Consider the following 21,572-nt stretch of genomic DNA (forward strand, 5'->3'; position numbering starts at 1 on the left):
TCCTGATGGCACGCATTACTGTTGAAGATAGCCTGGAGCAGATCCCCAACCGCTTCCAGCTCGTTTTGGCCGCGACTTATCGCGCCCGCATGCTCAATCAAGGCCATACCCCCAAGATTGAAACCAAGAATAAGGCCAGCGTCACAGCCCTGCGTGAAATCGCAGACGGCAAGGTAGGCCTGGAAATGCTGAAGAAGGTGCCGGGTTGAGCTGTTGCATCGCAGCACCAAAATAGACAATTAAGCACCGCTCGTCGGTGCTTTTTTGTGCCTAGCAGCTTGCACTCCATACTTGCAGGCTACATTTAAGGAATATGACAGCGGCCCAGAACTCGACGATTGCTCCTTCCTCTACGGCACCGGCCAAGCCTCAGCGCATGCCCGCTGATCAGGCTGCACGTGTGTCGGCTGCTGCTTTTGAGGGCTTGATGGAGCATCTCGGCTATCTGGATGCCGACAGCGCCGAGCGCGTGCGCCAAGCGTATATCTACGCAGATCAAGCACATGCCGATCAGTGGCGCAGCAGTGGAGACCCCTATATCACCCACCCCATCGCGGTCACGGGAATCTGCGCCAACTGGAAGCTCGATGCCCCCGCCCTGATGGCGGCCCTGCTGCATGACTCCATGGAGGATTGCGGCATCACCAAGCTGGATCTGAAGGAACGCTTTGGCGAGGATGTGGCCGAACTGGTGGACGGGCTGACCAAGCTGGACAAGCTGCAGTTCAATACCCGCGAGGAAAACCAGGCCGAGTCCTTTCGCAAGATGCTGCTGGCCATGGCGCGCGATGTGCGCGTCATCCTGATCAAGCTGGCCGACCGCACCCACAATATGCGCACCATGAGCGACATGCCGCGCAGCAAGTGGGGCCGCATCTCGTCCGAAACGCTGGAGATCTACGCCCCCATCGCCCACCGGCTGGGTCTGAACCAGACCTATCGCGAGCTGCAGGACCTGTCGTTCAAGCATCTGCACCCCTGGCGCTATGCCACGCTGGAAAAAGCCATCGGTCGCTCGCGTACACGCCGCCGTGACCTGGTCCATCGCGTGCAGGATGAAGTCAGCACCGCTTTTGCCACGCACAGCCTGTCGGTGCGCCTGCTGGGCCGCGAGAGCACGCTGTATTCGCTGTACCAGCGCATGCAGAAGAACCAGCTGAGCTTTGCCAAGGTCACCGACATCTACGGCTTTCGCATCATCGTCCCCAAGACGCTGGACTGCTACACCGCCCTGGGCGTGCTGCACCAGAAGTACAAGCCCATGCCGGGCCGCTTCAAGGACTACATCGCCATCGCCAAGAGCAATGGCTACCAGTCGCTGCACACCACGCTGGTCGGTCCCTCCAGCGTCAGCATCGAATTCCAGATTCGAACGGAAGAGATGAACATCGTGGCCGAGGCCGGCGTCGCGGCCCACTGGCTGTACAAGGCGCAGCAAGGTCATGACTCCGAGCATCTGTCCACCCAGTGGCTGCAATCCCTGCTCGACATCCAGAACGAGACCCGCGACGCGGCGGAGTTCTGGGATCACGTCAAGGTCGATCTCTTCCCCGATGCCGTGTACGTGTTCACGCCCAAGAGCGAGATCATGGCCATGCCGCGCGGTGCCACGGTGGTGGACTTTGCCTACGCCATCCACAGCAAGATCGGGCATCGCACCACGGCGGCCAAGATCAATGACGAGGAAGTGCCGCTGCGCACCGAACTCAAGAGCGGCGATGTGGTGCAGATCATCACCTCCGAAACCTCCACGCCCAACCCGGCCTGGCTGAGTTTTGTGAAAACCGGACGCGCGCGCTCCAAGATTCGCTCCTACCTCAAGAATGCGGCCCAGACCGAAGCCGGTCAGCTTGGAGAAACGCTGCTGGCCCAGGCTCTGCGTGCCGAAGGCATTGACAGCGTACCGGCGCAGGACGATGCCAACAAGAACGTCTGGGACGAAATCTTGCGCATCACGGGCAACCGCACGCCCGCAGACCTCATGGTCGATATCGGCATGGGCCGCCGCATCGCCTCGCTGGTGGCGGCGCGCATGACCGCCTTCATGACCAAGCAGGGGGTGCGCCCGGATGCCCTGCTCATCACGCAGGAGCGCTTCAATACGCACAACCGCCCCTTCCAGGGTGCGGTCACGCTCAACGGCGACGAGAGCAGCTCGGTCTATTACTCGCACTGCTGCCGCCCCGTGCCTGGCGACCCGATTCTGGGTTACCTGGGCGGTCAGGGCCTGGTCGTGCACCACGCCCATTGCAACAATGCCATCAAGCTGCGTGAAAAGGATGCCGACCGTTTCATCACCGTGGACTGGTCCGACGACATCACACGTCTGTTCGAGGCAGGCATCGTGGTCACGGTGCAAAACAACAAGGGCGTGCTGGCCCGTGTGGCGGCCGAGCTATCGAATGCCGAAGCCGATATCGTGCGCGTCGAGATGACCGATGAAGCCGCGATCGGCACCACCGACCTGCGCTTTGTCATCTCCGTGCAGAACAGCGTTCAGCTGGAGAATGCGCTGCGCAATCTGCGCCGCCTGCACTCGGTCATTCGTGCCAGCCGCGTCATGGCCTGACCTCCCACATGCTCCACAAGGCCGCCTCGGGCGGCCTTTTTCATGGGCGAAAGATTTTGTTGCATTCTGCGGGCGCTATCCCGCCATGCAACAGTCCCCAGGCCACGGCAGCAAGCGACAATGGCATTCATGCTCCAAACCGCACCTTCGCTTCTGAATGTCCGTCAGCCGCTGCTGATCACCGCCATCGCAGCAGCCCTGCTCGCAGGCTGCGCCACCCGGTCCGAGCCTCCAGCAGCGGCGGTGTCCGAACCGGCACCGCCTGCCAAAGCAGAGCAAGGCACTGACGAAGCAGCGATGGAAAGTCCCATACAGGCCAGCAACTTCGCACACTGGAAGCAGGAATTTGCCCCACGCGCACGCGCAGCAGGCATTTCGGAGCGCACACTGCGCAGCGCATTGGCCGGCGCCAGACTCCAGCCCAGCATCGTCAAGCTCGACCGCTCCCAGCCCGAGTTCACGCGCACGCCCTGGCAGTACCTGGATAGCGCCGTCTCCGCACAACGCATCAGAACCGGCAAGCTCAAGATGCAGGAATACGCAGCCAGTCTGCAAGCGGCCAGCCAGCGCTATGGCGTGCCGGCGCCCGTGATTGCAGCCATCTGGGGCATGGAGAGCAATTACGGCAGCAACTTCGGCAGCTTCTCGGCCGTGGATGCGCTGGCCACTCTGGCCTTCGACGGCCGCCGTGCCGAATGGGCGCAGAAGGAGCTCATTGCCGCGCTGCGCATCATCGACAACGGCGATATCGACGCCGCCCATATGATCAGCTCGTGGGCCGGTGCCATGGGCAACACCCAGTTTCTGCCCTCGGTCTTCCTGCAGTATGCAGTCGATGCCGATGGAGACGGCCGCCGCGACATCTGGGGCTCCATGGCCGATGTGGCCGCTTCCACGGCCAACTATCTTGCAAGCTCGGGCTGGAACCCCGGCGAGCCCTGGGGTGTGGAAGTGCGCCTGCCAGCCAATTTCGATTACGCGCGCACCGAGCTTTCCACGCGCCAGAACAGCAGTGCCTGGGCTGCAGAAGGCGTGCAAAGCATGAACGCTCAGGCCTTGCCTGCGATGGCCGGAGCCAGCATCATTGCACCGGCCGGTGCCCGTGGTCCGGCCTTCATGGTGGGCAGCAACTTCCGCGCCATCCTGCGCTACAACAACTCCACCAACTATGCACTGGCCGTGAGCCTGCTCGCATCGCAACTGGCAGGCAATGGCGGTGTCAGCGCCGAATGGCCGCGCGATCTCGGCGCACTCACACGTGAGCAGACACGGGCGCTGCAGACCGCACTCAGCCAGCGCGGCTTTGCCACCGGAGCGGCCGACGGAGTGATGGGTCCGGCCACCCGGGCCGGGCTGCGCCAATACCAGCAAAGCGAGGGCCTGGTGGCAGACGGCTACCCCACGCTGGAGCTGCTGCAACGCCTGCAGGCTGGCAACCCATCTCAAAAACAATAGCTTTTAGCGCTTATTAATCAACGACTTCAATACTAAAACCATCTGAAATCATTGAATATCAAGCGAGTGAAGCTCACAAAATAAAAGCGCGGCTTCCGATGTGGAAGCCGCGCTTTTTTGTTGCCCCTGAAATCAGGATCGAGTTGTGGGTTGAGGATAGCTGACGTCCAGAATCTCCAGCATGCGCACACCGGCCGGTGTGGGCAAGGCCACCTCGTCGCCCACGCGCGCCTTGAGCAGCGCACGCGAAACCGGGGCAATCCAGCTGACCTGGTTCTGCGCGCTGTCCGCCTCGTCAATGCCCATGATGGTGATGGTGCGCTCCACGCCCTCGTCATCGACATAGCTGACCGTGGCGCCAAAGAAGACCTGGTCGCTGCCCGCATGCACGGCAGGGTCGACCACCTCGGCAATCTCCAGTCTCTTGGTGAGAAAGCGGATGCGGCGGTCGATCTCGCGCAGACGCTTTTTGCCGTAGAGATAGTCGCCATTCTCCGAGCGGTCGCCGTTGCTGGCCGCCCAGTGCACGATCTCCACGATCTTGGGGCGCTCGTTGTCGATCAGATCCAGCAGCTCGTCCTTGATGCGCTGGTAGCCCTGGGGCGTGATGTAGTTCTTGCCGCCGGCGGGCAATGGCGGCAAAGCGCCGACGTCATCATCGTCGTCGCCGTCCGATTCTTTGGTGAAAGCCTTGCTCATGAAGCCGATCTTCACACAGATCCGGGCCTGATCAGAGCATGGCTCGTCAAAGCCCGGAAACGAAAAAGCCTCAGAACCTTGCAGTTCTGAGGCTTGTCGTTTGGTGCGGCTGGCAGGAATCGAACCCACGACCCCTTGGTTCGTAGCCAAGTACTCTATCCAGCTGAGCTACAGCCGCTAAGCTTCGAATTATATACAGTTTTTGAAGCTAATCGGTGAAAACCCGGATTTTTCTTCCAAAACCCTCCAGGCCCGTCAGCCCCGTCGCAACAGGCAGAGCAGAAACGAAAAAGCCTCAGAACTTTTCAGTTCTGAGGTTTGTCGTTTGGTGCGGCTGGCAGGAATCGAACCCACGACCCCTTGGTTCGTAGCCAAGTACTCTATCCAGCTGAGCTACAGCCGCTAAGCCTCAAATTATATACAGTTTTTGGAGCCTGCAGAAAAGGTCTCCAGGAATTTCGGATCCCGCGCGCTGCTTCAGGCTTGCGACCACATGAAAAGCCTGATTCCAAGCACATGCATATGCGCTAATCTTGAGCGTTGAAACCGGTCCGCCAGCAAGCTGCTGGCGGCCTCTGCAATGCCGCGTTCATGGACCCCAAAGAGCCAGCCCCCGCGCGTCAGGGCAGCCGGTCGCTCCAGGCCGCCGCACGCTGCGGCAGTGCATTCAGAACCATCAATGACGACAGACAGACAACAGGCCTCGCCTTCGATTCCTCCATCCGTGGCCATGTGGGAGCAGCTGTTTCGCCGCAGCGCCAGGCCCTCTCTGAGCCTTCAGGGTCAGATTCGCGAAATGCTGGTCGATGCCATCCTCAGCGGCATTCTCGCGCCCGGCGACGCTATCCCCTCAAGCCGGGAACTGGCCAAGCTGCTGGGCGTGGGTCGCATCACCGTGGTCATGGCCTACCAGCAGCTGACCGAAGAGGCCTTCTTGCTGAGCCGCGAGAGAAAAGGCCATTTCATACACCCCGATGTGCTGCAGGGCCGCACGGCCGAGCGCACGCCGGGCAGCGGCAGGACCACGGACGCCGAGGCGCACACGGACTGGTCGCGCCGCCTGTGGCTGCGCCCCAGCCTGCAGCGCAGCATCGTCAAGGAAGACGACTGGCAGCGGTTCCCCTATCCGTTTCTCTACGGCCAGTTCGACAAGGAGCTGTTTCCCACGGCCGCCTGGCGCGAATGCTGCCTCAAGTCCCTGGGCGTGGTGGACATCCGCATGTGGGCGCCCGATCACATCACCCGCGACGACGACAGCCTCATCCAGCAGGTGCAGACCAAGATCCTGCCGCGCCGCGGCGTCTGGGCGTCACCCGACGAAATCATCATCACGGTCGGCGCCCAGCATGCGCTGTACATGGTGGCCGATTTGCTGATGCGCGAGGGCACCTCCATCGGCATCGAAAACCCCTGCTACCCCGATGCGCGCAATATCTTCAGCAGCCGCACCTCGCAGGTCATCCCGATTGGCGTGGATGGCGATGGACTGCCTATCGTCAATGCCATGCGCAAACTCGAGTACCTCTACGTCACGCCCAGCCATCAGTGCCCCACGGGCGTCACCATGCCGCTGGAGCGGCGCGAAGCCTTGCTGGAGGCCGCACAAAAGCACGATCTCATCATCATCGAGGACGACTACGAAAGCGAAAGCAGCTTCGACGAACAACCCATCCCGGCACTCAAAAGCCTGGACCGCAACAACCGCGTGATCTATATCGGCAGCCTCTCCAAGAGCCTGGCACCCGGCCTTCGCGTGGGCTATATCGTGGCTCCGCCCGAGCTGATCAAGGAGCTGCGTGCCCTGCGCCGCCTGATGATCCGCCATCCTTCCACCTTCATCCAGCGCACATTGGCCATGTTCATCTCGCTGGGCCACTACGAGGCCCAGCTGCGCCGCCTCGGCCAGGCCCAGAAAGAGCGTCATGCCGAGCTGACGGCAGCCATGGCTCGCTACCTGCCCCAATGCCGCATCACGCCGGTACGCGGCGGCGGCTCGTGCTGGGTGCAACTGCCCGACCATGTGCCCGCGCAGGCACTGGCACGCCAGGCCGCCGAGCATGGAGTGCTGATCGAGCCCGGCGATGTGTTCTTCACCTCCCCTCGCAACACGGGCAACTTCATACGCCTGGGCTATCAGTCCATTCCCGCGGGACAAATCGCCCACGGCATCAAGGCCCTGGCAGAAGCCATGCACTGCATGTAGAGGCGCAAAACAAAAAGCCCCGGACTCAGGGTCCGGGGCTTTTTTGTCGGTCTCATCAATTCTTGCGCAGCTTGGGCGGAGCCAGCTCGTCGAGCAGCCCCTCGGGACTGATTCCGCGCCGCAACGCCATGCGCACGCGATAGGCAATCAGCAAGATGCACAGGCTGGCCACACCCAGAGCCAGCGGAGTGCGCTGTTCGGGAATGAAGCCCATGGCCACCACGATGGACAGCATGCCCGCAATCGCCAGCCAGGTCAGATAAGGAAAGCACCACATGCGCACCTTGAGCAGATGCGGAGCCTCGTTCTCCAATCGATAGCGCAGGCGCAGCTGGGAGATCGCAATCAGGATGTAGACGAAGATGGCCACGGTGCCATAGGAGTTCACGAGAAAGGCGAACACCTTGTCGGGAGACAGATAGGACATGACGATGGCACCGTAGCCGAACAAGGTGGCCACCAGAATCGCGTACACGGGCACGCCGTTGCGGCTGACCTGGGCCAGCACCTTGGGCGCATCGCCGCGTCGCGTCAGCGCAAACAGCATGCGCGAAGAGGCATAAAGCCCGGAGTTGAGCGCCGACAGCACGGCGGTCAGCACCACGGCATTCATGATCTGGGCAGCGGCCGGCACGCCCATGGCATCGAGAGCACTGACATAGGGCGTGGACATGCCGATGGAGTTCCATGGCACCAGGCAGGCCACCAGCAGCACCGATCCCACATAGAACACCAGCACGCGCAGGATGACCGAATTCGTGGCCTTGGCCACGGCCTTCTGGGGCTCAGCGGTTTCGGCGGCCGCAATCGTCACGATCTCAGCGCCGAAATAGAAGCCGGTCGCGGCCACGGCGCCCGTGAGCACCGGAACAATGCCGTTGGGCATGAAGCCGCCGTTCTGGCTCAGGTTGGCGACATGCATTCCGCTGCCTCCCGGTGTCAGGCCCAGCACATAGACACCGGCAATGAACAGAAACACCACGATGGCGGCCACCTTCACGGATGCCAGCCAGAACTCGCACTCGCCAAAGGATTTGACCGAGACCAGATTGGTCAGCGTCATCATGACCAGCAGGACCAGACTGATGCTCCAGGCCGGCACGTCGGGCAGCCAGTAGCGCACAAGCTCGGCGCCCGCCACCGCTTCGATGGCCACGACGATGACCCAGAAATACCAGTACATCCAGCCCGTCAGAAACCCCGCCAGCTGCCCCACGGCGGGCCGGTCGCGCCAGGCTTCGCGGGCGTACTCGTAAAACGAGCCGCCTGTCATGGAGCAGGCCATCTCGCCCAGCATGCGCATCACCAGCACCACCAGCAGGCCGGTGATCAGAAAAGAGATGACGGCTGCCGGCCCGGCCGACTTGATGACCACGCCGCTGCCGACGAACAGCCCGGCTCCGATGACGCCGCCCAGGGCAATCATGGTCATGTGCCGCTGTTTGAGGCTGTGCGACAGCCCGTCCGGCGACGAATGCGGATTTCCAATCATTTTTGTCTCCTGTCTTGCCGGCATGGGAATACCGGTCGCCACGGCTTTATGTATCGGGTCGTGCCTTGCCGCTCGTGCAGGCCGCTGCCGTGGTCGTTCAGTTATCTGCTTGAAAATTGTCGTGAGGAGCCCTGCGTGCAACGCCTCCCACCGTAAGGCAAGAAGGTGCGCACGCAGGCCCGCCGTGTGTCAGGAAAGCGCCACTGGAGGACGATCCTTGCGGTAGGCGTTCTTGACGGCGATCTTGCCGTCGCGGAAGGTGAACACATCGACCATGCGTGCCTCTACACGCAGGCCGTCGGCCTTGGTGCCCTTGAAGGTGCTTTCCGAAACACCGCGCGTGCCTTGCACAAAATGCTCTCCATCCACCCAGGCCGCATCGGGGAATGCCTGCCAGGCCAGCTGAAAGCCCTCACGCACGGCTTCACGACCCACGAAGCTGCGTCCCATCAGATCAGGGCCGGCAACGGCATGAAACTCGCACTCGTCGGCCATGAAGTCCATCAATGCGTCAATGTCATGGCGATTCCACGCGTCGGAGAAACGCGCCAGAAACTGGACATCGGGTTGGGATTCTTGCTTGCTCATATGCTCTCCAGATTGCTGTCATGTCATGGGGGGCGACCATTGCAAAAGCGCCCCCTTTCTATCGAAAAATGCCTGAAATTCCGATGGCTCATGGTAGGTAGCACTGGCTCCATTTCGTAGGGCCAGTTGCCGGCAATCGTTAAGTCCAAGGCCTTGCCGCGCAAGACAGTGATCCCTCGCGAGATGACGGCGGCGCGCACCGAAAGATGCCTTGAGAAAGTCCGCTTCTCCTCTGAGCGCGACGCTCTGCCCCAGCTCTTGCGGATGCAGACCGAAGCCCGCCGGCAAATGCCTCTTCTGCCGCTTCATTTAGGTGAAAACGATAGGAGAACATCAACACGCTCAATGCGGTCATCGCTGCCACAGGCGCAGGGGCAGTTCACGGCCACGCCCGCTGTCTGCACAGGTGGCGGTGGACTCCAATGCATCCCCCTGAGGTTGCGGCTGACACAGCCTGTGTCATGCCGATCTGAAGCAGGCCGGCGCGCAGCCCCGCCCGGCGAGCGCGACTCGGTGGGGCGCCCGGTTTGCAGGAGACTCGCTGCCGCCCGTCTGCGGCAATCCCGAGATTCGGATGGCCAGGCTTGCGCGCTGGCTCCATCAAAACCTGTGCCGTGGCCCTAACCAGCTGCACAAGGGGCTGGCTATGCTGCTCTGGACATCGCAAGCAGTGGCCTGCAACGGCATCTGCATTGACTTTGCGTCCATCCATTACATCGCCATAGAACGCCGCGTCAAACGCAGCCACACCAGGAGACGATCGCCATGAAAGCCGAGGACATCCGCCCCAGCCACCTGAACCCGTACGACCCGCAATACGACCCTCTGGTTGCACGGAATCCCGGACATGGCGCTGGCTACGCTCCGACCTACTGGGTAGGGACTGCAGGCCGGCCGCCCGACGACGATGGCCCGGTCTGCGGCGACATGGAAGCCGATGTAGTCATCGTCGGCTCGGGCTTCACGGGCCTGTCCACTGCGCTGTTTCTGGCCCGCGAACACGGCATTCGCGCCGTGGTTCTCGAGGCCAACCAGAGCGCCTGGGGCTGCACCAGCCGCAACGGCGGCCAGGGCCAGAATGCCAGCGGCCGCCTCTATCGCTCGCAGTGGATAGAGCGCTGGGGCAAGGACACAGCCCTGAAGCTGGATGCGGAGATCCGCGAAGGATTCGACACGTTCAAGAAACTGGTTGCGGAGTTTCCAGAATGCGAGCCGCAACCGGGAGGGCATTTGTATATTGCCCACCGCGACAGAAAAATGGATTTTCTGCGCAACGAGACCCGCGTCATGCGCGAAGTCTTCGGCTACGACGCCCGCATACTCAGCGTCGATGCTGTGCGCCGCGACTATGTCGATGACGCCGACTGCCGTGGCGCGATGCATGAGCCCGACGGCATTGGCGTGCATCCGCTCAAGCTGGCATTCGGCTATCTGCGCAAGGCCCGCGAGCTGGGAGTGAAGGTGCATCCCGCCAGTCCCGTGCTGGGCATGGAGACACGCAACGGCGTGCATTACCTCCAGACACCGGGAGGCACGGTCAAGGCACGCGCCGTCGGCTTTGCCACCGGCGGCTATACCAGCAACGGCCTGCACCCCAGCCTGCGCTCCAAGATCATGCCGATTCTCTCGAACTCGCTGGTCACCCGACCCTTGACGGAAGAAGAGCTGGCCGCCACCAATTTCAAGACCACGCAAGTCATCACCGACACGCGCACGCTGCGCTTTTACTACCGCAAGCTGCCCGACAACCGCGTGCAGATTGGCAGCCGCAGCGCCGTCACCGGCGCCGATGCGCCCAATCCGGTCCATATGGCCAAGCTGGTCGAGGGCCTGCACCACAAGTTCCCGGCCCTCAAGGGAATCCAGGTGGACTACTCCTGGTGGGGCTGGGTCGATGTGAGCCACGACATGATGCCGCGCATCACCCAGCCCGATCCAAGGGAAAGCGTCTTCTATGCGGTCGGCTATGGTGGCAACGGCGTGTCGTTCTCTGCGCATGCAGGCCGGCGCATGGCCCAGCGCATCGCAGGCCAGAACCTCAAGGCCTTCGAGTTGCCAATCTACAACTCATCGCTCGAATATCCGAATGTGTTCAATATGGTGCGCTCGGAGGCATTTGCACCATTTCGCCGCATGGGGCAGCGCTTTCTCTACCACTGGTATCACATGAACGACGAGAAGAACTGACCCTGCCAGCAGCCGTTCGGGCTTCACGCAACGAAGAGCACCTTCCGCCAGGAAGGTGCTTTTTTCATGCTATCTACGGATGCGGTGCGGTGCACACCCCGGAGCCCCGGCCACAGGAAAAACCGCCTCTCTGGCACGCATATTGCGCCAGCATTCATGCCTCTCGGACAGCCCAATCCTCCCTCATCTGTCTGCGATCAGTGAAACCACCTAAGCCCATGCAGATGCCGCAAAAACGCCCTTCACCAGGACCGAGATATACCGCGCAAGCCGCGCCATGCAAGGCTTTGCAATGCACGGTCGCGGTGCATGCCGACCCATGCTGCGCGCCCCATCCCAGGCCGTGCGCGACTGGACCTAACGATTCACAGCAACTGGCCCTACTGGCTGCGCAAGGTTGCTCACTACGATCCGCTCAGAAAGCTCTTTGAGCCTCGCGATGCGGCTTTCTACCGGTTCAGCCAGAAGCGGGAATGGGAAAGCAAGTCAGCAAGAGTGAGCACAGCAAGGGTTCTCTGGTCTAAGTCTTCAACCGATATCGCTCTAACCATGGAGAAATTGGCAATGAAAATGCAAAAACGATGGATGCTGAAAGCGGGTGCCGCAACAGCAGCACTGGCCATGACCGGCTTCGCGCTGGCGCAGCAGAAAACCGTGACCTTCGCCAACCAGGACATGCTGGTGCCTCTGCGCCTGGTCATGGAGTCGGGCGAGGTGGAAAAGGAGACGGGCTACAAGATCAACTGGCGCATGTTCTCGGGCGGCGGCGACGTGATACGGGCGATGGCCTCGGGCGACGTGCAGATGGGAGAGGTGGGATCCAGCCCGCTGACCGCTGCGGCCAGCCAGGGGCAGGACATCAAGCTGCTCTGGATCTCCGCGGATATCGCCGGTGCCGAAGCCCTGGTGGCACGCGATGGCGGCGGCATCAGCAATTTCAAGAGCATGGAAGGCAAGCGCATAGGCGTGCCGTTCGTCTCCACCGCGCATTACCAGCTGGTCGCTGCCCTGGGCAAGGAAGGCGTCGACGCGCGCAAGGTCAACATCATGAACATGCGCCCGCCAGAGATTGCCGCGGCATGGGAACGCGGCGATATCGATGCCACCTTTGTCTGGGATCCGGTACTGGCCAAGGTCAAGCAAAAGGGCAAGGTGATAGCCACCTCCGGCTCGATTGCGCAGATGGGCTATCCCACCTTCGAGGGCATTGCCGTGAGCAGCAAGTTCGCCCAGGAAAATCCCCAGTTCATGGTGGCTTTCATCAAGGCCCTGAATCGGGCCAGCGCCCAGGTGCGCGACAACCTGGCCAGGTGGACTCCCGATTCGCCCGAGATCAAGGCGATTGCCAAATGGAGCAAGGCCGACCCCAAGGACGTGCCCGCAGCCATGGCGCTTTACCGCTTCCCCAGTGCTGAAGAGCAGCTCGGCGTGCAGTGGCTGGAAGGCGGTGCGGCCAAGGCAATGACCAATACCGCAACGTTTCTGAAGTCGCAGGGACGAATCCAGGAGGTCAGGCCCGACTACGCCGCGTACGTGACCAGCAGCTATGTCAAGCAGGCTCTCGGCCGCTGACTGCCCGCACACGACGGCCAACCCCGTCGTGGCTCCCAGCTTTGTTTCACATAGGAGGGCAATGTCATGCCGACTCTGGATATACGCGACCTGACAGTCAATTACGAGGTCAAGGGCGGACACTTGCAAGCCCTAGCACCCGTCAACCTGACCATGCATGAAGGCGACTTCGTGGTCGCTCTGGGGGCATCGGGCTGCGGCAAGACCACGCTGCTCAATTGCATGGCAGGCTTTCTGGCGCCTTCCAGCGGCCAGATCCTGCTGGACGGAAAACCCATTCAGGGCCCCGGAGCCAATCAGGGCGTGGTGTTTCAAAAGCATGCGCTGATGCCATGGCTCAATGTGATCGACAACGTCGCACTGGGACTGCGCATGCGCGGCATGGACCTGAAGCAGCGCACGCAAATCGCCGAAGAGAAACTGGGCCTCGTCGGCTTGCAGAACTACGCCAGGCGTGCCGTCTATGAACTGTCTGGCGGCATGCAGCAACGTGTCGGCATTGCCCGTGCGCTGGCCAACGATCCAGCCCTGCTGCTGATGGATGAACCCATGGGCGCCCTGGACGCCTTCACGCGCGAGCAGGTTCAGGAAATCCTGCTGCGCGTATGGCACGCCACCCACAAGATGGTGTTCTTCATCACCCACTCGGTGGAGGAGGCGCTGTTTCTCGCCAGCCGGCTGATCGTCATGAGCCCCAGCCCGGGCCGCATCTCCCATGTCTACGACGATATGCCGTTCTGCCATGAGTTTCTGCGCACCGGCGATGCGCGTGCCGTCAAGTCGCGCCCCGACTTCATCAGGATGCGCGAGGAAGTTCTAAGTCTGATTCACCACCGGGAGCCTGCCAATGTCTGAAGCAGTCCAAATCAACCATCTGCCCGCCACGACAGCGCGCGTGCAGCCCAAGACCACTGCCCCGCAGGCGTCGGGACCGGTGAAGACCAGTCGCTTCAAGACCCCCGGCGAAGGCTCCAGCCTCGGCATCAGCATCGTCACCGTGGCCTTGCTGCTGGCACTGTGGTTTGCCGCCACCAATCTCGGCTGGATCAAGCCCTTGTTCCTGCCCAGCCCGCAAGCGGTGTTCCAGCAGTTCTATGAATACCTGACCGGGCAAGCCAACGACAAACCGCTGTGGCAGCATTTCTCGGCAAGTCTGCTGCGCGTGACCGTGGCGTTCTGGCTGGCCTTCATGATTGCCGTTCCGCTGGGCATTGCGATGGGAATGTCACGCTTTGCACGCGGCATCTTCGACCCCCCCATCGAGTTCTACCGCCCCCTGCCACCACTGGCCTATCTGCCGCTGATCATCATCTGGTTCGGTATCGATGAAACGCCGAAGATTCTGCTGATCTTCCTGAGCTGCTTTGCACCCCTGGCCCTGGCGGCCCGCTCGGGCATGCGCAGCGCAGCACAGGAGCAGATCAATGCCGCCTATTCGATGGGAGCGAGCTACTTCCAGGTGATCCGCCATGTGATCTTGCCGGCGGCCCTGCCCGACATTCTGGTGGGCATGCGCATTGCCATCGGCTTTGGCTGGACGACTCTGGTTGCCGCCGAAATGGTGGCGGCGAACGTGGGTCTGGGTCAGATGGTGCTCAACGCCTCGAACTTCCTGCGCACGGACATCGTGATCATGGGCATCATCGTCATCGGTGTGATCGCCTATGTGTTCGACCTGTTCATGCGCTGGGTCGAAAAGCGCCTGGTTCCCTGGAAGGGACGCATGTAAGTGCTGCCGCCCCCCCCGGCGGGGATGGCTCCGGCAAGCAGAAAGCGGGCAGGCATTGCGCCTTCCCGCTTTTCTGTTTTCCGGTTTTTCGGCTTGTCGCCTGAGCTTGCTCGGCCTTGTGCGATACCTGTCGCACGCGCCACCCCGGTCATCATCGGCACAGCATCTCGGCCACCGAAAACAGCAAGGTCTCGTCGATATCGTGCTGCAGATCGACGGCAAGCCTTTGACGGTAGAAGACCCCCAGGTCCAGTCCTAGGCCCAGGGCGCAGACCTTCACGCCTCCCGTGCGTTCCTGGGCGGCAAGAACCTGCCGCAGATGCTGATCCAGATAATGCTCGTCATTGGCCTGATGGGTGGCCGTATCCATGGGACAGCCATCGGAGATGACCAGCAGGATGCGACGCTGCGCGGTCTTTGCACGCAGCCTCTGGCACGCCCATTCCACGGCCTCGCCATCGATGCCTTCACGAAAGATGTCGGGCTTGCGCAGCGCCGCAATGCCATGCCGGGCGTGGCGCCATGGCTTGGCCCCGTCCTTGAAGACAATGTGCAGGCGCTCGTTCAGACGCCCCGGAAACTGCGGCTGGCCGGCGCGCTGCCAGCGGCGGCGCGTTCTGCCGCCATTCCAGGCCTGCGTGGAAAAACCCAGTATCTCCACGCTCGCACCGGCCATCTCCAGCGCCCGCCCCAGCACGTCGAGCAACAGCGACAGGGGCTTGGCAAAGGTCTTCATGGAGCCCGAACAGTCCATGAGAATGGTGACTGCGGTCTCGTTGACGGGGCGCTGCATTTCGTCCTTGAAGATCGCACGCTGCTGCGGGTCCGTCACCAGCTGGGAAAGGCGGCTGCCGTCCAGATGGCCTTCCTCCAGGCCGAAGTTCCAGCCATTGCGCTGCGTGCTGGCCAGGCGCTGCTGCAGATAGCGCGCCAGCCGCCCGGCCTGCAGCAATCCCGAGCGCGCCAGCTCCTCGTCCATCTGCTCCCGGAACTGGGCCAGTTGCAGCGCACGGATCAGCTCAGCGGCCTGCACCTCCCTATCGAACTCGCGCGTGAACACCCGGTAGCTTTGCGCGGTGCCGGCCCAGGCCCGGCTGTCGCCGCTTTGCGCCACGGGCATGCCGTCCTGACTCTGGGATTCAAAGTGCAGAGGCAGGGCAAAACTGCTGCGCCGCCTGGCGCTGCCGGCACCGCGTGGCACATCCTCCTGCGCCGCACGCACCGCCATGCCGACCCAGCGGCTGACGGCCAGGGCAGGCTCGACAAACTGCTGCTGCCGGTCTCTGAAGCGCCGCAGCCGATCCCAGTGCCGGCCCAGCGGGGAAGCCATGGACATCCGCGTGGACTCCACCAGATCGGCCATGCGTTCCGGTATTTCGTGCCCGGTCAGCCGGCTCCAGGCCGTGATGGCCACCGTAAACAGCAAAATTCCCAGACTGCTCTCCGTCAGGCCGGAATCCATGAAGGCCTGGCACCAGTTCACAAAGCGCTGGCGCATGTTCTCGCGCGCTCCGGGCCAGGTCTCGGGAACCAGGCTCTCCACGCGCAACTGCTCGAGCTGCTCGAACACCATGCGCTCCACCGGGTCCTGGGGCAGATGAGCCTGGAACAGTGCCTGGTCGCTCCAATGCAGACGCAGTCCCATGCTGTCGAGCATGCCGCGCTGATCCGTCTGCTGCGCCGGCACCTGGCTATGATGGGCCGCAGCCTGGGGTATGGGTGTGGTGCCGCGGTACAGCGTCTGACCGCTCCATTGCAGGCTGACGTCGCCGGTGACGGCGCGCAGCATGGCGCCGCCCCAGGCCTCCATGCAAGACAGCGAGGCAGGGCCGGAGGTCCCGGCGCTCATGCCAGAAACGCCAGTGCTGGTTCTGCGGGCTGCATCAGCTCCTGGGCAAAGCAGCGCTGGAAATATTCGCTCACGATGGCGCGCTCTGCAGGCTCGCATTTGTTGAGGAATGACAGCTCGAAGGCCTGCTTCAGGTCATGGAAGATGGCGATGTTCTCGGCCCAGGTAATCACCGTGCGCGGAGACATCAGCAAGGACAGATCCCCCACTGCAAAGCCCTTGCGTGTCAGCCCGGCCAGCGCCACCATGGCATCCACCTTGCGACGCCCATCGGCTGTGGCCAGCTCCGGCACACGCGCCAGCACGATGGCAGCCTCCTCGGCCGGGGGCAGATAGTTCAGGCTGGTGACCAGATTCCAGCGATCGAGCTGGGCATGGTTGAGCTGCTGCGTGCCGTGATAGAGCCCGTTGAGATTGCCCTGCCCCAGGGTGTTCATGGTGGCAAACAGCCTAAAACAGGGGTGCGGCTGGATCACCCGCTTCTGATCTAGCAGGGTAAAGCTGCCCTCACGCTCCAGAACCCGCTGGATGACGAACATCACATCGGGGCGTCCGGCGTCGTACTCGTCAAACACCATGGCCACGGGCCGCTGCAGCGCCCAGGGCAAAATGCCTTCCTGGAACTGGGTCACCTGCTTGCCTTCCTGCAGCACGATGCTGTCCTTGCCCACCAGATCCAGGCGACTGACATGACCGTCCAGATTCACGCGCACGCAGGGCCAGTTCAACCTGGCGGCCACCTGCTCTATATGCGTGGATTTGCCCGTGCCGTGCAGGCCCTGAATGACGACGCGCCGGTTGTGCGAGAAGCCAGCCAAAATGGCTTGCGTCACCTGCGGATTCAGCCGGTAGGCCTTGTCAATGGCGGGAACATGTTCGCCCGGCTCGGCAAAAGCCGGCACGCTCATGTCCGTGTCGATGCCAAATACATCGCGCACGCTGACGGTGCGGGTGGGCTGCAGCTGGCTCAGGTCAGTCATCATCGGTTTCCGGTGGAACGTCATCGTTAATGCGGGCGATCGCCGCGACGGCCGCCTGCAGCTTGGGAAGAAAGGACAAGGCCTTCTCCTTGGAAAAACGCATGATGGGAGCCTGCACGGCAAGCCCCATATTGGAGTTGCCATGGGGTGCGGGCACCAGCACGCCAAGGCACAGCAGCCCGGGCAGAAATTCCTCGTTGTCGAAGGCATAGCCCTGGGCGCGCACCTGATCGAGCTCCTGGTCCAGCGCCTCGAAGGTCGTCAACGTGTTGCCGGTGAACGCTTCCAGCGGCACATTGGCCAGCAGCCGGCGGCGCTGAGCAGGCGACATCTGGCTCAGGAACAGCTTGCCCGTGGCCGAACAGTGCGCGGGCACGCGCGAGCCCGGATGCAGATAAAAGCGCAGCGGCGCCGGCGTCTCCACGCGGTCCAGATACAGCACCTCGCTACCTGAAAAAGCCGTGATGTTGCAGCTCTCGCCGAGCTCGCGCACCAGTTGGGTCAGCACCGCATGCCGCGCGCCATGCGTGGTGTTGTTGAGCAACACGTTCTCCGCCAGCCGCATCAGCCGCTGGCCCGTGCCGTAGTGGCGGCCGTTGCCATCTCTTTGCAGGATTCCGGCGCCCTCCAGCTGCGCAAGCATGCGGTGCATGGTCGGCTTGGGCAAGCCTGTCTCTTCCACCATGGTTTGCAAGGTGAAGGGCTGGCTTTTCTGCGCCACGGCCTCCAGCAGCGCGAACAAACGCAGATTGGGCGTGTCTCCGTCCAGGCGAGCCGAGGGGGTGTCTTCGCTGTGCTTCATATCGTTGTCGATCATATTAATTTCCATTTTTCGAGTCAATTTATTCCATAAAAAGAAATTTATTTGCACGAAAACAAAAAAATGCCATAGACTGACATCGTTATTTCTTTTTTCGGAACCATAGGTTTCAAATTTTCAAGGAGACAGAGATGGCTGCAACGGACAATCGTAAAGTGGTTGAAGGCGTTCACAAGATGACCCCTTCGGAAGCATTCGTGGAAACCTGCGTCGCCAATGGCGTCAGCGAGATGTTCGGCATCATGGGTTCCGCCTTCATGGATGCCATGGACATCTTCGCCCCCGCAGGCATTCGCCTGATCCCGGTGGTGCATGAGCAAGGTGCGGCCCATATGGCCGACGGCTATGCCCGCGTCTCGGGTCGCCACGGCGTGGTGATCGGCCAGAACGGCCCCGGCATCAGCAACTGCGTGACCGGGATTGCCGCAGCCTACTGGGCGCACAGCCCGGTGGTGATCGTGACCCCCGAGACCGGCACCATGGGCATGGGCCTGGGCGGCTTCCAGGAAGCCAATCAGCTTCCCATGTTCCAGGAGTTCACCAAATACCAGGGCCATGTCTGCAACCCCAAGCGCATGGCCGAGTTCACGGGCCGCGTCTTCGACCGCGCCATGTCCGAGATGGGTCCGACCCAGCTCAATATTCCGCGTGACTACTTCTACGGCGAGATCGAGTGCGAGATCCCCAAGCCCATGCGCGTGGACCGCGGCCATGGCGGCGAAGCCAGCCTGCAGGCCGCCGTGGAGCTGCTCAAGACTGCCAAGTTCCCGGTGATCCTGGCCGGCGGTGGCGTGGTCATGGGCGATGCCGTGGAGGAAGCAAAGCAACTGGCCGAGCGCCTGGGCGCACCCGTGGCCACAGGCTATCTGCGCAACGACGCCTTCCCTGCCAAGCACCCGCTGTGGGCCGGCCCTCTGGGCTACCAGGGCTCCAAGGCCGCCATGAAGCTGATCGCCCAGGCCGACGTGGTGATTGCGCTGGGCTCGCGCATGGGTCCCTTCGGCACCCTGCCCCAGCATGGCATGGACTACTGGCCCAAGACCGCCAAGATCATCCAGATCGAGGCCGATCACACCAATCTGGGCCTGGTCAAGAAGATCGCCGTGGGTATCAACGGCGATGCCAAGGCCGTAGCGGCCGAACTGAGCAGGCGCCTGGCCGATGTGACGCTGGGCTGCGATGCCACCAAGGCAGCGCGTGCCGACACCATCGCCACGGAAAAGGCCGCCTGGGAGAAGGAACTCGACGGCTGGACCCACGAGCGCGATGCATACAGCCTGGACATGATCGAAGAGGCCAAGGGCGAGCGCACGCCTACCGGCGGCAGCTATCTGCACCCTCGCCAGGTGCTGCGTGAACTCGAAAAAGCCATGCCGGCACGCGTCATGGTGTCCACCGACATCGGCAATATCAACTCGGTGGCCAACAGCTATCTGCGCTTCGACGAGCCGCGCAGCTTCTTCGCCCCCATGAGCTTCGGCAACTGCGGCTATGCCCTGCCCACCATCATCGGCGCCAAGTGTGCAGCACCCGATCGCCCGGCCATCGCCTATGCAGGTGACGGTGCCTGGGGCATGAGCATGATGGAAATCATGACCGCCGTGCGCCACGACATCCCCGTGACCGCCGTGGTGTTCCACAACCGCCAGTGGGGTGCGGAAAAGAAGAACCAGGTGGACTTCTACAACCGCCGCTTCGTGGCCGGCGAGCTGGAAAGCGAAAGCTTCTCCGACATCGCCAAGGCCATGGGAGCCGAAGGCATCGTGGTGGACCACATCGAGGACGTGGGCCCGGCACTGCAAAAAGCCATCGACATGCAGATGAAGGAAGGCAAGACCTGCGTGATCGAGATCATGTGCACCCGCGAGCTCGGCGATCCCTTCCGCCGCGACGCCTTGTCCAAGCCGGTGCGCATGCTGGACAAGTACAAGGACTTTGTCTGACACCCCCTGAGGCGCTGCGCGCCTTCCCGTTGCATGGCGCGCCCCCTCGGCACCCTCGGTGCGGGGCGGCGCGGCCGGCCAGGCCCTTCCTCGGTGTCCCTGGGTTGGGCCGCGCCAGCTCCATGCGCCTTGGGTAAAGCGCAAGGCCCTCGAAAGCCGACTCCCAGACCCCCTGCGTTGCTCGCGCCGGGCCCTGTACTTCCCGCAGGAGCATTCATGACTCCCCCACTCTCTCTTGCCGTGGCCGCCGACGATGCGCCCGCCACGCCTCGCCCTCATCTGCAACATCTGCAGGAGCTCGCCCGCGCCAAAGGTCCGGTCGCCGTGGCCGTGGCCTACCCCTGCGATAGCGGCTCTGTGCAGGCGGCCCTGCAAGCGGCGGAGGCAGGCCTGATCAGGCCACTGCTGGTAGGTCCACAGCAGCGTATCGAAGCCGCGGCTCGCTCTGCGGGTCTGGACCTGTCTGCCGCCGAGATCCACTCCACGGCGGACGACCCTCGCATCGCGGCGGCCCAGGCCGCAGCCCTGTGCCGCGATGGCCAGGCCCGGTCCCTGATGAAGGGCAGCCTGCACAGCGACGATCTGCTGGGCGCGGCCGTGGCGCGCGAAGCCGGTCTGCGCGGCAGCCGCCGGGCAAGCCACGTCTTCATCATGGACATCCCGGGCTACGACCGCCCGCTGCTGATGACCGACTGCGTGGTCAACATCTTCCCCAGCCTGATGGAAAAGCGCGACATCGCCCAGAACGCGGTCGATCTGGCCCATGCCATCGGCATAGTCCAGCCACGCGTGGCCCTGCTGTCGGCAGTGGAGACCGTCAACCCTGCCATTCCCGGCACCATCGATGCGGCAGCCCTGTGCAAGATGGCCGACCGCGGCCAGATCACGGGCGGCATCTTTGATGGTCCGCTGGCCTACGACAACGCCATCTCCCTGCATTCGGCACACAACAAGGGCATCGTCTCCGATGTCGCCGGTCGCCCCGATATCTTGCTGGCCCCCAACCTGGAAGCCGGCAACATGATCTACAAGCAGCTGGTCTATATGGCCGACGCCGAATGCGCGGGCCTGGTTCTGGGCATGCGCGTGCCCATCGTGCTGACCAGCCGCTCAGACTCCGTGGCCAGCCGCATCGCTTCCTGCGCCCTGGCCGTGCTGGCCAGCGCAGGAATGCAGGCATAGAGCAAGACCTGATCAAGGCCCGGCCGGACACTGCGCTCGCCGGGCCTTTCTTCAATCGCCTATATCGGGCAGACGCCAGAAACGAAAAAGCCTCAGAGCATTTCTACTCTGAGGCTTAACGTTTGGTGCGGCTGGCAGGAATCGAACCCACGACCCCTTGGTTCGTAGCCAAGTACTCTATCCAGCTGAGCTACAGCCGCATTGGCGGAGAGGGTGGGATTCGAACCCACGGTACGTTTGCACGTACGCCTGATTTCGAGTCAGGTACATTCGACCACTCTGCCACCTCTCCTGTGTCGAAGCA

Annotated in this window: 16 protein-coding genes and 4 tRNA genes; 10 read left to right on the top strand and 10 right to left on the bottom strand. The window is 62.5% G+C overall.

Going from position 1 to position 21,572, the window contains the following annotated elements:
* Positions 1-5 precede the first annotated feature (5 nt).
* The 3 genes from rpoZ to FSY45_RS18305 all read left to right on the top strand — a co-directional run bounded on the left by rpoZ (position 6) and on the right by FSY45_RS18305 (position 4,024).
* The gene (gene rpoZ / locus FSY45_RS18295; protein WP_003052081.1) at positions 6-209 is read left to right on the top strand and encodes a DNA-directed RNA polymerase subunit omega; all 204 of its coding nucleotides are present in this window, start codon (positions 6-8) and stop codon (positions 207-209) included.
* Between the two features lie 104 nt (positions 210-313).
* A complete protein-coding gene (locus FSY45_RS18300) occupies positions 314-2,569 on the top strand; it encodes a bifunctional (p)ppGpp synthetase/guanosine-3',5'-bis(diphosphate) 3'-pyrophosphohydrolase (protein WP_148748142.1) in 2,256 nt (751 codons plus the stop codon).
* 120 nt (positions 2,570-2,689) lie between these two features.
* Positions 2,690-4,024: a lytic murein transglycosylase gene (locus FSY45_RS18305; RefSeq protein WP_046461716.1), complete on the top strand. Its 1,335-nt coding sequence runs from the start codon at positions 2,690-2,692 to the stop codon at positions 4,022-4,024.
* Positions 4,025-4,156: 132 nt separating this feature from the next.
* Here the strand turns inward: FSY45_RS18305 and greB are convergent, their stop codons facing one another.
* The 3 genes from greB to FSY45_RS18320 all read right to left on the bottom strand — a co-directional run bounded on the left by greB (position 4,157) and on the right by FSY45_RS18320 (position 5,126).
* On the bottom strand, positions 4,157-4,723 hold the full coding sequence (greB, locus tag FSY45_RS18310; protein ID WP_046461717.1) for a transcription elongation factor GreB: 567 nt from the start codon (positions 4,721-4,723) through the stop codon (positions 4,157-4,159).
* Positions 4,724-4,824: 101 nt separating this feature from the next.
* Positions 4,825-4,901, bottom strand: a tRNA-Arg gene (locus FSY45_RS18315).
* A 148-nt stretch (positions 4,902-5,049) separates the two neighbouring features.
* Positions 5,050-5,126, bottom strand: a tRNA-Arg gene (locus FSY45_RS18320).
* A 276-nt stretch (positions 5,127-5,402) separates the two neighbouring features.
* Between FSY45_RS18320 and FSY45_RS18325 the strand changes: the two genes are divergently transcribed.
* A complete protein-coding gene (locus tag FSY45_RS18325; RefSeq protein ID WP_148748143.1) occupies positions 5,403-6,926 on the top strand; it encodes a PLP-dependent aminotransferase family protein in 1,524 nt (507 codons plus the stop codon).
* Positions 6,927-6,981: 55 nt separating this feature from the next.
* Here the strand turns inward: FSY45_RS18325 and FSY45_RS18330 are convergent, their stop codons facing one another.
* Both FSY45_RS18330 and FSY45_RS18335 read right to left on the bottom strand, forming a co-directional pair.
* Positions 6,982-8,418, bottom strand: a complete 1,437-nt coding sequence (locus tag FSY45_RS18330; RefSeq protein ID WP_003062698.1) for an amino acid permease — start codon at positions 8,416-8,418, stop codon at positions 6,982-6,984.
* Between the two features lie 189 nt (positions 8,419-8,607).
* Positions 8,608-9,006 (bottom strand): nuclear transport factor 2 family protein, encoded by a 399-nt coding sequence (locus tag FSY45_RS18335; protein WP_003062699.1) that lies wholly within the window; start codon positions 9,004-9,006, stop codon positions 8,608-8,610.
* A 765-nt stretch (positions 9,007-9,771) separates the two neighbouring features.
* Here FSY45_RS18335 and FSY45_RS18340 point away from each other — a divergent pair.
* The 4 genes from FSY45_RS18340 to FSY45_RS18355 all read left to right on the top strand — a co-directional run bounded on the left by FSY45_RS18340 (position 9,772) and on the right by FSY45_RS18355 (position 14,494).
* Entirely contained in the window at positions 9,772-11,193 is a 1,422-nt protein-coding gene (locus FSY45_RS18340; RefSeq protein ID WP_148748144.1) for an FAD-binding oxidoreductase, read from the top strand.
* A gap of 564 nt (positions 11,194-11,757) precedes the next feature.
* The gene (tauA, locus tag FSY45_RS18345; RefSeq protein ID WP_003062701.1) at positions 11,758-12,765 is read left to right on the top strand and encodes a taurine ABC transporter substrate-binding protein; all 1,008 of its coding nucleotides are present in this window, start codon (positions 11,758-11,760) and stop codon (positions 12,763-12,765) included.
* Between the two features lie 66 nt (positions 12,766-12,831).
* Complete coding sequence (locus FSY45_RS18350; protein WP_003062702.1) at positions 12,832-13,620, top strand: taurine ABC transporter ATP-binding protein; 789 nt, start codon at positions 12,832-12,834, stop codon at positions 13,618-13,620.
* Positions 13,613-14,494 (top strand): ABC transporter permease subunit, encoded by an 882-nt coding sequence (locus tag FSY45_RS18355; RefSeq protein WP_003062703.1) that lies wholly within the window; start codon positions 13,613-13,615, stop codon positions 14,492-14,494. Before FSY45_RS18350 ends, FSY45_RS18355 begins: the two co-directional genes overlap by 8 nt.
* A gap of 151 nt (positions 14,495-14,645) precedes the next feature.
* On the opposite strand, the gene FSY45_RS18360 is transcribed toward FSY45_RS18355, so the two are convergent.
* From FSY45_RS18360 to FSY45_RS18370, 3 genes are read right to left on the bottom strand one after another with little or no spacing between them, the layout of a single operon-like run.
* Positions 14,646-16,343 carry a cobalt chelatase gene (locus FSY45_RS18360; protein WP_148748145.1) on the bottom strand — a complete coding sequence of 566 codons (1,698 nt, stop codon included), beginning with the start codon at positions 16,341-16,343 and terminating at the stop codon, positions 14,646-14,648.
* On the bottom strand, positions 16,340-17,323 hold the full coding sequence (locus FSY45_RS18365; RefSeq protein WP_148748146.1) for an AAA family ATPase: 984 nt from the start codon (positions 17,321-17,323) through the stop codon (positions 16,340-16,342). Before FSY45_RS18365 ends, FSY45_RS18360 begins: the two co-directional genes overlap by 4 nt.
* Positions 17,316-18,140 carry an IclR family transcriptional regulator gene (locus FSY45_RS18370; RefSeq protein ID WP_003062706.1) on the bottom strand — a complete coding sequence of 275 codons (825 nt, stop codon included), beginning with the start codon at positions 18,138-18,140 and terminating at the stop codon, positions 17,316-17,318. The genes FSY45_RS18365 and FSY45_RS18370 overlap by 8 nt, the downstream gene beginning before the upstream one ends.
* A gap of 134 nt (positions 18,141-18,274) precedes the next feature.
* Here FSY45_RS18370 and xsc point away from each other — a divergent pair, with 134 nt between their 5' ends.
* A complete protein-coding gene (gene xsc, locus FSY45_RS18375; protein WP_148748147.1) occupies positions 18,275-20,086 on the top strand; it encodes a sulfoacetaldehyde acetyltransferase in 1,812 nt (603 codons plus the stop codon).
* 216 nt (positions 20,087-20,302) lie between these two features.
* Entirely contained in the window at positions 20,303-21,268 is a 966-nt protein-coding gene (locus tag FSY45_RS18380; RefSeq protein WP_057093294.1) for a bifunctional enoyl-CoA hydratase/phosphate acetyltransferase, read from the top strand.
* 123 nt (positions 21,269-21,391) lie between these two features.
* Here the strand turns inward: FSY45_RS18380 and FSY45_RS18385 are convergent.
* Positions 21,392-21,468: transfer RNA gene (locus FSY45_RS18385), tRNA-Arg, on the bottom strand.
* Between the two features lie 2 nt (positions 21,469-21,470).
* A tRNA-Ser gene (locus FSY45_RS18390) sits at positions 21,471-21,560 on the bottom strand.
* Between the last annotated feature and the right edge of the window lie 12 nt (positions 21,561-21,572).

It is taken from the genome of Comamonas sp. Z1, assembly GCF_008121555.1.
Taxonomy (GTDB): Bacteria; Pseudomonadota; Gammaproteobacteria; order Burkholderiales; family Burkholderiaceae_C; genus Comamonas; species Comamonas thiooxydans.

What these genes read in the sequence shown, in the direction of transcription:
- rpoZ (WP_003052081.1), top strand. Translation starts at nt 6, where the DNA reads ATGGCACGCATTACTGTTGAAGATAGCCTGGAGCAGATCCCCAACCGC.
- greB (WP_046461717.1), bottom strand. Translation starts at nt 4,723, where the DNA reads ATGAGCAAGGCTTTCACCAAAGAATCGGACGGCGACGACGATGATGAC.
- FSY45_RS18350 (WP_003062702.1), top strand. Translation starts at nt 12,832, where the DNA reads ATGCCGACTCTGGATATACGCGACCTGACAGTCAATTACGAGGTCAAG.
- FSY45_RS18305 (WP_046461716.1), top strand. Translation starts at nt 2,690, where the DNA reads ATGGCATTCATGCTCCAAACCGCACCTTCGCTTCTGAATGTCCGTCAG.
- FSY45_RS18330 (WP_003062698.1), bottom strand. Translation starts at nt 8,418, where the DNA reads ATGATTGGAAATCCGCATTCGTCGCCGGACGGGCTGTCGCACAGCCTC.
- FSY45_RS18340 (WP_148748144.1), top strand. Translation starts at nt 9,772, where the DNA reads ATGAAAGCCGAGGACATCCGCCCCAGCCACCTGAACCCGTACGACCCG.
- FSY45_RS18335 (WP_003062699.1), bottom strand. Translation starts at nt 9,006, where the DNA reads ATGAGCAAGCAAGAATCCCAACCCGATGTCCAGTTTCTGGCGCGTTTC.
- FSY45_RS18355 (WP_003062703.1), top strand. Translation starts at nt 13,613, where the DNA reads ATGTCTGAAGCAGTCCAAATCAACCATCTGCCCGCCACGACAGCGCGC.
- FSY45_RS18365 (WP_148748146.1), bottom strand. Translation starts at nt 17,323, where the DNA reads ATGACTGACCTGAGCCAGCTGCAGCCCACCCGCACCGTCAGCGTGCGC.
- tauA (WP_003062701.1), top strand. Translation starts at nt 11,758, where the DNA reads ATGAAAATGCAAAAACGATGGATGCTGAAAGCGGGTGCCGCAACAGCA.
- xsc (WP_148748147.1), top strand. Translation starts at nt 18,275, where the DNA reads ATGGCTGCAACGGACAATCGTAAAGTGGTTGAAGGCGTTCACAAGATG.
- FSY45_RS18380 (WP_057093294.1), top strand. Translation starts at nt 20,303, where the DNA reads ATGACTCCCCCACTCTCTCTTGCCGTGGCCGCCGACGATGCGCCCGCC.
- FSY45_RS18360 (WP_148748145.1), bottom strand. Translation starts at nt 16,343, where the DNA reads ATGAGCGCCGGGACCTCCGGCCCTGCCTCGCTGTCTTGCATGGAGGCC.
- FSY45_RS18370 (WP_003062706.1), bottom strand. Translation starts at nt 18,140, where the DNA reads ATGATCGACAACGATATGAAGCACAGCGAAGACACCCCCTCGGCTCGC.
- FSY45_RS18300 (WP_148748142.1), top strand. Translation starts at nt 314, where the DNA reads ATGACAGCGGCCCAGAACTCGACGATTGCTCCTTCCTCTACGGCACCG.
- FSY45_RS18325 (WP_148748143.1), top strand. Translation starts at nt 5,403, where the DNA reads ATGACGACAGACAGACAACAGGCCTCGCCTTCGATTCCTCCATCCGTG.